The organism is Methylobacter sp. (genome assembly GCF_023227905.1).
Lineage (GTDB): Bacteria > Pseudomonadota > Gammaproteobacteria > Methylococcales > Methylomonadaceae > Methylobacter_A.
In genome coordinates, this window is the sequence record NZ_JALOCF010000010.1 from 94530 (window position 1) to 107513 (window position 12984).

Here is a 12984-nt window from a genome sequence, read left to right on the forward strand (position 1 = left end):
TGCCCTGTGGGTATTCCGTCCTACGAGTTTTATATTGAATTAACGGGATTAAGTACTGGGATATAAATTTTCAGCTAAGGTTCAAAGCCGGAGTGCAGGCTTCGCCTGCTTTGCAAGCGAAGCTTGCACTCCAAAATACCGAAGAACTTTTGCTCGGTTACTTACGTTCTCTATGGCCTCCGTGTCCTCCGTGGTAAATAATACTTTCACAATCTCAAGCGCGTCTTACAACAAGACCCGCTCAACACCGCCGTTTGACGCCTGTTTGATATAGGTTTTCATCCAGTCTTTGCCTAACACATGCCGGGCAATTTCCACAACGATGTAATCCACTTCCAGCTGGTCAACATCACCCTTGTAGCGTTGCAGGCCCTGTACGCAAGATGGGCAGGACGTCAGCATTTTAATCGGTCCGTCGAAGCCGTCAGCGCGAAGCTTGGCTTCGTCATCCTGCAACTCGGCCGCTTTACGGAAGCGAACCTGCGTTGAAATATCCGGACGCGCAACCGCTAAAGTCCCCGATTCGCCGCAGCAACGCTCCGACTTGTTCACCGCCGTACCGATCAGACCGTTGACGGTCTTCATCGCGTCCTGTTGTTTCATTGGGCTGTGACAAGGGTCGTGATACAGATAACGGCTGCCGTTAACACCATCGAGTTTTACGCCTTTCTCAAGCAGATATTCGTGAATATCGATGATGCGGCAACCGGGGAAAATCTTTTCGAACTCGTAATCCAGCAATTGATCCAGACAGGTGCCGCAGCTAACCACGACGGTTTTGATGTCCAGATAATTCAAGGTATTGGCGACCCGGTGAAACAGCACACGATTATCGGTGGTGATTTTTTGCGCCTTATCGTATTGGCCGGCTGCGCGTTGCGGGTAGCCGCAGCACAAATAGCCCGGCGGCAATACCGTCTGCACGCCGATTTCGTATAGCATGGCCTGTGTCGCAAGTCCTACCTGCGAAAATAAACGTTCGGAACCGCAACCCGGAAAATAAAATACCGCTTCGGAATCGGCGCGGGTTTTGTTTTGATCGCGAATAATGGGCACGATCTGGTCACTCTCGATACCCAGCAGCGCTCTCGCCGTTTTGGCGGGCACGTCCTTAGGCATTTTCCGGTTCGTGAAATGAATAACATATTCACGTACCGCCGGTTGGCCTGTCGATGACGGCGGATGCGCAAGCTGCTGTTTACCCCAAGGCTTAAGCAAATAGTAACCTAGCCGTTGCGCTTTATAAGACCACTCGATCAGCAACTTGCGCATGACTTTAATGCTGCCGGGGCGACTGGTGGATAGAAACGCGATCGCAGCTGTTTTCACCGGGTTAAAGCTTTGCTTGCCCATCTTGCGTAGCAGATTGCGCATGTGCATCGATACGTCGCCAAAATCAATATCGACCGGACACGGGTTGTAGCACTTGTGACACACGGTGCAATGGTCGGCTACATCCTCAAATTCTTTCCAATGGGTGATGGAAATGCCGCGCCGGGTTTGCTCTTCGTAAAGAAACGCTTCAATCAGCAATGAGGTCGCCAGGATTTTATTGCGCGGCGAGTACAACAGGTTGGCTCGCGGCACATGCGTAGAACATACGGGCTTGCATTTGCCGCAACGCAGGCAATCTTTGACGGAATCCGAGATTGCGCCGATATCGCTTTGTTGCATAATCAGCGATTCAAAGCCCATCAGGCTGAACGAGGTGGTGTAAGCCGCGCTAAGGTCAGCGCCCGGCATCAATTTGCCCCGGTTGAAATGGCCTTCCGGGTCGATACGCTGTTTGTAGGCATGAAAATCTGCGAGTTCTTCCTCGCTTAGAAACTCGTATTTGGTAATGCCGATGCCATGTTCGCCGGAGATTACCCCGCCCAAAGCGCGGGCCAGCACCATGATCCGCGCCACGGCCTCATTAGCTTCCTGTAGCATTTCGTAATTGTCGGAGTTGACCGGCAAATTGGTATGCACATTGCCGTCTCCGGCGTGCATATGCAAGGCGACAAACACACGGCCGCGCAAGACTTCCTTGTGCACAGCCTCGATCCTTTCGATGACCGGGCGGAAATTGTCGCCTTCAAAAATCTCTTTTAGCCCCGGCAGCAATTCCTGCTTCCAGGACACGCGTAGCGAGCGGTCTTGTAAACGGTGGAACAAAGTGGGGTGCTCCGCTCGATTAGTTAGCTCGCCGACACTAATGCCGCGTCCGGAGAACGCGGCTTCCGCCTGTTGCAACGGTAAATCCAGGTTGTCATAAAGCCACTGCCAGCGTTCACGCACAGAGGTAACGGCTGCTAATGCCAAGTTACGACGGTCGCCAAACAGTTCGGTTTTGTCAACGCCGTCCTCATAAGTCCTGAGCGGCAAGCCGCCTTCCAGAACACGAGTCAAGGCATCGCAAAGCCTCAGTTTGTTGCGCAGCGATAATTGAATATTGATGCGCTCGATACCGTCGCAATAATCGCCCATGCGCGGCAGCGGAATCACGACGTCTTCATTGATTTTGAAAGCATTGGTATGCTTGGCGATAGCGGCAGTACGCGCACGATCCAGCCAGAAAGTCTTGCGGGTTTCCGGGCTGACGGCGATAAAACCTTCGGCATCGCGCGCATTGCACAAACGCACCACTTCCGAGGCGGCCAGCGCGACTTGTTTTTCATCATCACCGACAATATCGCCAATCAGCACCATTTTTGGCCGGCCTCGGTGCTTGGCTTTGCTCGCATAGCCCACCGCTTTGACATAACGCTCGTCCAGATGCTCAAGACCTGCCAGCATCACCCGCGCCTCGCCGTTTTTAGGCAAAGCGGCCAGATAATCGCGGATTTCAAGAATGGCCGGAACCGCTTCACGGACCTGACCGTAAAATTCAAGGCAGAAAGTGCGCGTATGCGGCGGCATTTTGTGCAAAATCCAGCGTGCCGAGGTGATAATGCCGTCACAGCCTTCTTTTTGTATGCCCGGCAAACCGCCGAGAAACTTGTCGGTTACATCCTTGCCCAGTTCGCCTTTACGAAAATGCGAGCCCGGAATGACCAGTTGCTCTTCCGAAAGCAGCTGCTTTTTAGTGGCGTCGAAACGCTTCAGTATAAAAGTGACCTGTTCCTGGTCATGAATTTTGCCCAGGTTGTGATTGAAGCGTTCAACTTCCAGCCAGTTGCCGTCGGGAGTCACCATCGTCCAGGACGCCAGATTGTCCAGCGCCGTTCCCCACAACACGGCTTTTTTGCCGCCTGCGTTCATTGCCACATTGCCGCCCACGCAAGACGCATCCGCTGAGGTAGGATCGCACGCAAACACCAGCCCGGCATGTTCCGCCGTATCCATGACGCGTCGCGTTACGACACCGGCTCCGGTATGAATCGTCGCGTAAGTCTGTGCCACACCCGGAAGCATGGATTCAGGTTCCACCCTACCTATTGCAATCAGCTTTTCGGTATTAATCACTGCGGAATAAGGCGTCAGCGGCACCGCGCCGCCGGTATAACCGGTGCCGCCGCCGCGAGGAATAATCGTTAATCCCAGCTTGATGCAGTCGCGCACCAGAAAGCCGACTTCCTCCTCAGTACACGGATACAGCACCACAAACGGATACTCGACCCGCCAGTCGGTGGCATCGGTCACATGCGACACACGCGCAAAGCCGTCGAAGCCGATATTGTCTTTGCGCGTATGCTTGGATAACAAGGCCAGGGCTTTACGGCGCATTTCCCGCGTGCGCTCGAAATGGGCTTCAAAGGCATTTACCGCCTGATGAGCGGCTTCGAGCAGCAATGCCACCCGGCCGGCCCGAAGCGCATCTTCGCGTTCAAGCTCGGCATGGCGTTTTTCCATCTGCCGAAGACGATGGCGCAATGCTTCCAGCAATGCTTTGCGGCGTTTACGGTTATCGAGCAAATCGTCTTCAAGGTAAGGATTGCGCTGGACAGCCCAAATATCGCCCAGGACTTCATAGAGCATTCTTGCCGAGCGGCCGGTTATCCGCTCGTCATGCAAGGATTCCAGAATCTGCCAGCTCTCTTCACCCAGCAAACGGATGACGATTTCACGGTCGGAAAAAGACGTGTAGTTATAGGGAATTTCGCGTAGCCGTATCGGCGATGATGCTTCGGAAAGCAAAGGGGAGAATTTTGAATCCACTGATATTTCGAATAACGAAGTGGTTGAGAAAGCTCATTGTAGCACTTGCGCATAGGGGCGAAAATACCAAAAGCTGTGTGGGTTTGGTTATAGGAGTGCAGGCTTCGCCTCAAGCTCGGTAGGGTACGCATCGCGTACCGTTTCCAACATTTTTTGCTGGATCAAATCCTAAAAAGGTACGCGATGCGTACCCTACGGTACTAAAAAATCAGCATGAGGCTTTAGGGCTATGAGCGTTGTTTTTTAACGCCGGAATAAAGTCTACAATCCAATAATATTAACCAGTAACAAAGCGACACGATATGTCTGAAATTAAATATGCGATTGAAGCGCGCGCTTACGACATTGTTGGCCTGGCGGCTCATGATTTTTGGGTGTTAAGAGATGAAAAAGGAAACGTTTTAGGGCAATTGCATGGACTGGCAACGGATACTAAAAACAAGATAAAGCCGATTGGTACGATTGGCGATAAGCTGAAATTTTATCACTTTGGTTCCCGGGCCATTTTATTGGGCTTAAACCCGGCTTGCAATTTGAACTTCATAAAGGCCGGACAAAAATCAAAGCTGGTTTTTTCTGGAAGCCAGGATGAGGTATTGAGCCGATGGGATCATGCGGTTAAAGCCCTCCCTTATCTGAATAGCCTTAACGTGCCTTACACCCCTTTAGGAATTGTTGGCGTAGCCCATATCAACAGCAACACGGCCTATACATTATTGGGCAAGCTCATGGGCATACCCTTGCATAATTTTTCAGGTTGCTGGCAGCCGGGATGCAAAAACACCGATAAAATCCTGAGTTCTTCGCAACTGGAATCGATGAAGTATCCTCAAGACCTACCTGGTATTTATAGCGCTTAATGGCTCGTTAGCATCCATGAAGCGGTAAGCAGCATGGCAGATTACCATACGGTGAAATACCCGATAAAAGTCGCTGTTGCGGCTTATGGATTGCCCATTAAAACGTTGAATAAGTCCATGAGACAGCCTACAAACCCTGTGGATTCGGTTCGCTGGCAAAAGAATAAAACGCTTACCATGAATGCGAGTATCGATAATAACAGTAAGGTAACAGGCGTTTTTAAATCTTCCCGCTCTGCGGGAAATAGTTCGGCTGCCCCCATTCTTATTCTGGAAATGTCAGGCATTTCGTAAACCATCTCCCAGCTTTTTTCTTCCTTTTTTTGGATAATGGGCGGAGGGGCTTGTTCTGTTTCTGCTTTCTTCTGCGCAGCTTTATCTACTGTTTCAGGGACAGGCTTATCGGCTATTGGCGGTGGTTCACGGTTTTTAGTTTCCCTTTCTTTTTCCCGCTCTATTTCCTTTTCTCGTTCTCTTTCTTGGGTATTTAACAAGCAAATGTAATGAAAAACGTCTGTTGTCAATCTCATTCTCTGCGTTGCTTCATAGACGTCCCTGGCGTCAACAGCGGGTTTTTCCCGTTCACAAGCAACGCTGAATGACTTGTCGCACAGTGAGTTGATGGTACGCGGTGTCCCGCCTGTACTGAATGCGATGGACAGCGCTTCCCATCCGGTATCTGAAATGAGGTCGGGGGTGCCGCCAGCCACCTGAAGGCGATGCGTGACATATTTGATCATGGTATCGACATTCATCTTTCCCAGAACTTCGAGTGCAGCGATGCGCTGTTTAAAAGGTTCCATATCGAGACTGTTTATTTTGTCCATCAATTCTTCCTGGCCGAGGAGCAGCAACTGGATAAGCTTGATTGACCCTTCTTCAAGATTGTTCAGTAAGCGGATGCCGTTGATAACATCGTCTGACATCAGATGCGACTCATCCAGGATAACCAGGCATTTCTTTCCTTCAGCATTGATCTTTAAAAGGGCATTTCTGATGTCCCGCATAACAAAGGTCTTTTCAGGCGATGACGGCTGTAGTCCGAGTTCCTGGGCGAGAAACAGATAGAGGTCGGCGCTGTTTGCAGGCGGTTCGCCCATCCATATTAATTTGATGCTTTCAGAAAAATCGAATTTGATCATCTGGCTGAGGGTAGTCTTGCCGGAGCCGATCGGCCCGATCACAACGATTAACCCCCGGTTGTTCTGCAAAGCCCCGTATATCTGTTTACGAATATGGGCACGGCTCCCATAATCGTAAAAAAACAGCGGGTCCGGTACATTCTCGAACGGGAGTAAGTTAAGGTTAAAGTGCTCTGTGTACATATGCATTAATTTCCTTGTCCAGGCATAAGCTTGACCTCGACCCTGCGGTTTTTTGCTCTGCCTGCTTCAGTATCGTTGGAGTCTATCGGGTGGGTGTCGCCATAGCCGATTGCTGATATCCGGTCAGGCGATATACCGCGAGAGACCAATATATTCGCGATGGCTCTTGCCCTGCGCAATGATAGGTCTTTATTGTCAACGTGCAGCTTGCCGGTCGGTATATTATCGGTGTGGCCTTCTATAATGACGCGGCTGCCTTGCGATGCCGATATTTCCTCGACAAAATTATCAATCGTAGATAAGGCAATGTCGTTTATCGCTGATTTCCCGGAACGAAACGTTTCGCCGCCAAACACCGCCAGGGTCCGTGGACTGTTATCAGGCTCTGGGGGGTTAATGCTTTTAAGGGCGACGTCTTTGGTTTTGAGTTGCCCCTCAAGCTGGGCAATTGTCGCCTGTAGTTTTGCAACAATGGCCCTGTTGGCAGCCTGTTCCTCCATCAATTTCTTGATGGCATAGTCTGTTCCAGGAGACACGTTTTTTTCGAAAGTTATTTCTTTTTCAGGCGTTACGTCTTTTGGGGGGGGCTGATAAGAAATTTTGTGAACCGGAAGCTCCAGTGCCTTAAAGGTGATAATTGCCGATAAGGTAAAAAATATAATGGACAGTCCAAAAATAATGAAACGCATAATTAAAGTACTCGATTTAAGATGAGGCCGAGGCGCAATGCATAACTGCGCACCGATTAAGTGCCGTTATTCCGTTATTTTTTCTATGGCGGGAATAATAAGCACATGAAAAAATCATGAGCCACTACTCGTAAGCCGTAAATCAGGTGGTGTGGCCTCATCAGTCAATCTGTGTTGTTCATTGGCAATATCCCCAGCGATATAACTTGGCTTCAGGCGCGTCGAAGTGATTCCGGCTTTATGAGATATTGAAACCATTGTGTTTTATATCGCGTTCAAGGTTAGTGGATTCCTTGCATAGCAAATCCAATAGTGGAAATGACAGGGCTATACATAGGTTACATTGCGTAAGTTTCAGGCTCCTCCAAAATAACTTTTTACGATTGCCGACAGGCATATTTCTGGCTTAGGTCGGTTCGGTGGCGTCATGTTTCTTAATGAAACGTTATAAGACATGAGTCAATAAAACAATCAGTGCTAACACCTAATCACACGGGATGGGATATTTAACAAAACAGGAATATTGAAAACTTAGGGATGTGTCTAGCTGCTAACAAAGACTCATATCGTGGGCGTTACCCCGATCCGGATGACACAGTGAACAAACTGACTTGAACAATGCTTCTGGCGATGGGTTTACCGTTAACGCCCTGGTACGCGATGCGTACCCGACGGTACTTGTTTTAATTTGAAATTTTTGCATTAAGCCAGCTCAAAGCCATGCGGATTGAATGTTATCCATATCTGTTTATAATGCATCAAACTTTGATATTTCTTATAAGCAGTTTCCGGATTTTTTATCTTTTCAACATCGGCTTTTCCGGTCGAATTAAGTCACAGATACCTTAAACAGCAAGCTTAAAGCAGTGTTGTTAAATTTTTTGGGGAAACCCGGCAGGTATCCAGACTGTTTGGGAGCTGCCGGGGTTGTGTGATCGCGTTTTTGATTCGGGAACAAAATTCAATGAAACTTGATTACCACCTGGCGGACTCCTACCTATGATGACCCTGCGCTCGATTTTCATATTCACTATGCTGGCTTTTACGGCGTTATCGCCTTGTAACGCAGCCATGCCTACTACGCACATTTCCGTGATTGTGTCCCTGGTCGATAACCTCACGCAAGGCATTGAGCCGGTTCCTGCGAAAATCGGCAATGGCGACGATCCGCGCAATAATCTCTATTGGGGGGCGCTTTACGGCGTTAAAACCTTTCTGAGCAAGGCCGACGGCTGGCGTAACTTGGGCTGCGAACAGAATATCAACGACACTATCCTGGAGCGCTGCCATTTCGCCTGGAAAGACAAACTGACTGTTACCGCCGATGCTTATCGCGGCAGCCGGATTGACCGGGCGATGCTTGACTTTATGCAACAGGCAGCGACTCCGCCCGATGCGGCAGCGCGTGAAATGGTGGTATTCATCGGCCATGACGGCTTGATGGACGAACAAAACCAGCCGATCATCAGTCGCTTTCCAAAACATGCCGGGCACGACAAACAAGCGGTTGTGCTCGCCTGCATGAGCGATGAGTATTTCTCGGAGTATTTGCAGGCAGCAGGTTCAAAACCGGTGGTCACCACGTTTAGCTTCATGGCGCCGGAAGCCTATGTATTGGAAGCCGTTGCGCGCGGTTTTGCAAACCAGGCGGGTGAAGCTGAAATGCGCAATTCCGCCGGCGCCGCTTACGCCAAATACCAGCATATCTCGGCCAAAGCGGGAAGGTCGGTTTTTGGCGCCAATACTCGAGCCAAGCCTATCAGCTTGAGCTTGCAATAGGCTGGAGTTTATCTGTAAGTTCTGCGTCAATTCGTTTGGGCTTTAAGTGTGGACCGGTAGGGCGTAAAGTAAGGGCATCGCTACGGATGATGCCGTAGGACATTTAGGATATTAAGAATGTACTTTTCGGAATGTCCTGATTCCGACTTTTTTGTTAATGGAACTTTACTGTGAAGAATATCGTGAACATCCGTTTTATGGTTTTTATGCTGCTGTGGATTTGTGCGGCTGATGTTTACAGTGATGCAAGCCATTTAAGGTCGTGCAGATCCATTTATAACAAATTGAGCGACCTGCCGGTGCAGCAGCCTCCAAGTCGGGTGCTGCTGGTGCCTTTACTGAGCCGGGAGCCGCATTCGACCGAAAGCCCAAGGTGGTCTGAACAACCGGCCCGCATGCTGGAAGCTTTTTACCGTAAGCACTTTAATGCAGACGTTCAGCAACTGCGGGATATCTGGAACTGGACGGATTATTACCGGGAGATCGAGCGCATACAGCGGCAGTTCCCCCCTTTCGACCGGGTTATTTTTATCAGTCACGGCGGCTTTGACGGCCCGGTGCTCGAAAATGCCGTGTTTTGGCAAGACTTTAAAGTAAAGGGAGGCAAAGGCTCATTGCTTCAGTATTCTGAATCGCAACCGGGACTCAAGCATCTGCTGTCCATCACTTATGATACCGAAAAAAATCGCACCTTCACTGATTACATGTCCGCGCGCTGGAAAGAACTGGCACACCTGAAATCGACTGATATCTGGGACCGGCTTAAGGGAGTGGAAAAACAGTTACAGCCGCTGGATTATGCCTGTTTCCAAAACTACTGCTCAGCGGATCGGCTGGCCACAAGCCCGGAGGACCAGCGCGGATACCGGCTCGAACTCTGCGAACGCATTTGCCGCGAACCGCTGTTCGAGCAAAAGACATCGGTTGACATATCCCCCGAGCGGTTCTTTCATTTTACAAAATCCCTGAGTTCGCTGGCATCGTCAGACGGCCTGATTTTTTTCGGCGCCTGCAACCCCGGCAGCGCGGCTCCGGTAAAAGTGACGGAGAAGGATGAAACCGAGTTGTTGATCAATTCAAATCTCGCCGGCGGCCCACACAAGACCTACGTGCATCTGGTCAGCACAGTAACCGGCCGCGTTACCGCAGGCCCAATAGGGGACAGCAGTGCAGAGGATATTGTAAACCGGGTTATTATGTTTGAGAGCGGTCGTCCTCAGTACAATTTATGTATTGTTGAGCCGGCTGCGAGGTGATTATTCGGCTGTGCTGTAGGTTGGGCTGACGTAAGTGGTAGGGTACGCATCGCGTACCGTTTTCAAGGTTCTCCGCTGGATTAAGTCTTAAAAAGGTACGCGGTGCGTACCCTACGGTACTGCATTCCCATTTATGCCCCAGAGGGTACGCAGCGCGTGGGAACGAGAAAAACCTATAAATTACAAACACCTGAATCCTCATGGTGGGGGCAAAAGAAAATTAATGTTTTCTGAAGAAACTACTGCGCTGCCAATGCCAATTGCTGCTGTTAGTAGATAGACCGCCCAACGAAACCTCAACCATAATCCAACTGATACTAAAAAAGAGATTATTAAGATCAGAAATAACTCAACCCAAGATTGGGTTTGCGCTAAATATATAACCCACCGAGCAGTGACATAAATTACAGTTATTGCGCCTGCGGTGCTTAATAAAAGCCAATACATATCATCATTGCCTAACGTAAAAGTAAAGGGCGCGCCGCTTTTGGAGCATCTCGCTTGAGCGCAGGATTAGATTCGTTTACCGTCACAATTCACTGCATACTTTTCGATAATTATGTGTTCTGGCAATGCACCACCAGACCTCTCGAGAAGAGTTACTTCCTTTTCGTGAGGATTTACTGGATCGTCGAATTCATAGCAAATTACGTTTGCGATAATAGCCAGCAACGTTTCGTCGATAACGTATACGTAACCCTCTTCCATATAGTCAGATGTAGCAAAACGTATTGCTATCTGTTCTGATCGTGAAGTTGAAATTCCGCTTCCGCCATATAGTCCAGAATCTATTTGATGAGCCCTGGCGGTATTGGATTCGCAAGGCCCGTGTTTGAATGTTCCATCAAACTTCCACTTTCCATCTGCCAAGGGAATAACTTCTACTATGTTTCCCATTGGCAATAGGTGGTCATCATTCTTTTGGTCAGTTATTTTATTAACACCTCGATATAGCATGATCAGCCTCGGATAAGAACCTAACGTAGAGCTAGTGCTTATTGTGGCCGGGGCCAAGCGGTTTTGTCACTGTGCGAATTTGGTAAGACGCATGACACGCGACGCATTTGCTCATGGAGTCGCTCAATTGACGTAGTGTGATTTTAGAGTCTTTTTTTGATTCCGCGTCCGAAGCGATTTGATCAAAATCCTGATGCAAGGACATGCCCAACCCCATGAATTCTTTAGGCAACACGCCCTTGAGGTGATCCTCGGCTTTATGCGCCATTCTCATACCCAAGGGACGGGCGTGTTGGGCAACCGCTGCCATGTCATTTTTGGAAAGTGCGGCCAAGATGTTTTGCGTGCCGGATAACAAAGCCCGCATTTCCTCAAGCACATGACCGCGTTGAGCCTCGGAAAGTTTGAGGGTTTGGCGATCGTCGTGGTCGCCTGCAAACGCAGCGGTTGCTAGCAGCGAGCAGGCAATGATTGCTACTGATTTTTTCAATTGAAGCTCCTTGGTTGAAAGTTAAGTGGTCTAACATAAAGTAGACACCTAAACAAGCGTATATCAAATTCCAATCACAGGCGTAAAACGTAACTCCTGCAATCCGTTAGACAAGATACTATAACGATTGAATTATTGGTAGCGGCCCCGTTTCGGCATTCCGAAAATATCAGTAAGTCATACAGGCAGCATTCAGCAGCCCAGCCGCGAGCGAGAACCCGGCCAGTACAATCGCAGGCCCCAGTTCGTCGTCGGCGATGCGGCGGCACAGGTCGGCAAAGGCAAACCGCATCCCTACGAACACCAGCACTTGCACAAACAGCGCCACGCCGGCCCAGATCAGCATGTCGATAAACGATACACTATTGGAAATGGCGCCGGCCAAAGCCAGCACGAAACCCAGCAGCGCAGCGCTGAAAGCCAGCGCCGGTGCGGTTTTGCCTTCACGGATCAGCTTGAATTCGGCATAGGGCGTAATCCAGAGGTAACTGAGCGCAAACAGGCCGGTCAGGATAACGGCCGCAGCAAAATGCAGGAAAAAGCCGTTGGCGCCGGCCAGAATGTCGGTCGGGTTCATAGATTCCATAATCAATCCTCGGTAAAAAAATGCGGTATGAAGCGGCTGTTGTTGCCGGTGATTTCGGTTTGGTCTTCGCGGATGCCGATGCCGGCCGGTTGATCGGCAATCATCCAGGAGCCGATGACCGGGAAATTGCCGGAGAAATTCGGCAGCGGCGCGTGGCGTTGATAGACGTAGCCTTCGCCGCCGTAACTGCCGTCGGTTTCGATGCTGTGGCAGCCGCGGCGTATCTCGATGTTGGCGCCTTCGCGGGAATACAACGGCTTGCGCACATAATCACCAAGCAGCGGCTTGTCTCCAAAGCTGGCCGGCAGCAAATTGGGATGGCCCTCGAACAACTCCCACAAAACTGGCAGGATGCCCTTGTTGCTGAGCAGCAGTTTCCACGGTGGTTCCAGGAGATTCAGATTCGCTTGCGGCAAATAGCGGCCGAACTCGTCCTGCAGCATCCATTCCCACGGATAAAGCTTGAACAGCGCCTTGATAACCTTGTTGTTCAGATCGACAAAGCGGCGCTGGGACTCGTTCCAGCCGATTTGCCCGATGCCCAGCCGTTGCGTATGCAAGCCAGCTTGCATGGCGGTGTCGCGCAAGTATTCGACATTGCCCGAATCCTCGTCGCTTTCTTCAACACAGGCAAAATGCAGGCTCGGCTGAGATTGGCGGTAACGCTGCCAGAACGCGATCAGTTTTTCATGGATGGAATTGAACTGATCCATTTCCGGGAAGCGATCTTCCAGCCAGAACCATTGCACGACGCCGGCTTCCAGCAGCGCGGTCGGCGTATCGGCATTGTATTCGAGCAGTTTAGGCGGTCCGCTGCCGTCCCAGGCCAGGTCGAAACGGCCGTACAGGCTGGGTTCCCGTCGTTCCCAAGACTCGACAATATACGGTATCGACCAATCCGG

10 protein-coding genes are annotated in these 12984 nt (G+C 50.2%); 3 read left to right on the forward strand and 7 right to left on the reverse strand.

Annotation, left to right across the window (positions count from 1 at the left end):
* Nucleotides 1-225 precede the first annotated feature (225 nt).
* On the reverse strand, nucleotides 226-4140 hold the full coding sequence (locus M0R47_RS06385; protein ID WP_292551970.1) for a DUF3683 domain-containing protein: 3915 nt from the start codon (nucleotides 4138-4140) through the stop codon (nucleotides 226-228).
* 302 nt (nucleotides 4141-4442) lie between these two features.
* Between M0R47_RS06385 and M0R47_RS06390 the strand changes: the two genes are divergently transcribed.
* On the forward strand, nucleotides 4443-5000 hold the full coding sequence (locus M0R47_RS06390) for a hypothetical protein (protein WP_292551973.1): 558 nt from the start codon (nucleotides 4443-4445) through the stop codon (nucleotides 4998-5000).
* A gap of 83 nt (nucleotides 5001-5083) precedes the next feature.
* Here M0R47_RS06390 and M0R47_RS06395 read toward each other — a convergent pair whose 3' ends face one another.
* Together M0R47_RS06395 and M0R47_RS06400 are read right to left on the reverse strand one after the other, a co-directional pair.
* Nucleotides 5084-6331 carry an AAA family ATPase gene (locus M0R47_RS06395; RefSeq protein ID WP_292551976.1) on the reverse strand — a complete coding sequence of 416 codons (1248 nt, stop codon included), beginning with the start codon at nucleotides 6329-6331 and terminating at the stop codon, nucleotides 5084-5086.
* A complete protein-coding gene (locus M0R47_RS06400) occupies nucleotides 6331-7014 on the reverse strand; it encodes an OmpA family protein (protein ID WP_292551980.1) in 684 nt (227 codons plus the stop codon). The genes M0R47_RS06395 and M0R47_RS06400 overlap by 1 nt, the downstream gene beginning before the upstream one ends.
* Nucleotides 7015-8013: 999 nt before the next feature.
* Here M0R47_RS06400 and M0R47_RS06405 point away from each other — a divergent pair.
* A complete protein-coding gene (locus tag M0R47_RS06405; RefSeq protein ID WP_292551983.1) occupies nucleotides 8014-8793 on the forward strand; it encodes a hypothetical protein in 780 nt (259 codons plus the stop codon).
* A gap of 170 nt (nucleotides 8794-8963) precedes the next feature.
* Nucleotides 8964-10049: a hypothetical protein gene (locus M0R47_RS06410; protein ID WP_292551985.1), complete on the forward strand. Its 1086-nt coding sequence runs from the start codon at nucleotides 8964-8966 to the stop codon at nucleotides 10047-10049.
* A 513-nt stretch (nucleotides 10050-10562) separates the two neighbouring features.
* On the opposite strand, the gene M0R47_RS06415 is transcribed toward M0R47_RS06410, so the two are convergent.
* The 4 genes from M0R47_RS06415 to M0R47_RS06430 all read right to left on the reverse strand — a co-directional run.
* Nucleotides 10563-11006 (reverse strand): hypothetical protein, encoded by a 444-nt coding sequence (locus tag M0R47_RS06415; protein ID WP_292551987.1) that lies wholly within the window; start codon nucleotides 11004-11006, stop codon nucleotides 10563-10565.
* A gap of 31 nt (nucleotides 11007-11037) precedes the next feature.
* On the reverse strand, nucleotides 11038-11496 hold the full coding sequence (locus tag M0R47_RS06420) for a hypothetical protein (RefSeq protein ID WP_292551990.1): 459 nt from the start codon (nucleotides 11494-11496) through the stop codon (nucleotides 11038-11040).
* A gap of 169 nt (nucleotides 11497-11665) precedes the next feature.
* Nucleotides 11666-12082: a DUF350 domain-containing protein gene (locus tag M0R47_RS06425; RefSeq protein ID WP_292551992.1), complete on the reverse strand. Its 417-nt coding sequence runs from the start codon at nucleotides 12080-12082 to the stop codon at nucleotides 11666-11668.
* A 2-nt stretch (nucleotides 12083-12084) separates the two neighbouring features.
* Nucleotides 12085-12984, reverse strand: a 900-nt coding sequence (locus M0R47_RS06430; RefSeq protein WP_292551995.1) for a glutathionylspermidine synthase family protein, incomplete at its 5' end; no start/stop codon positions are given.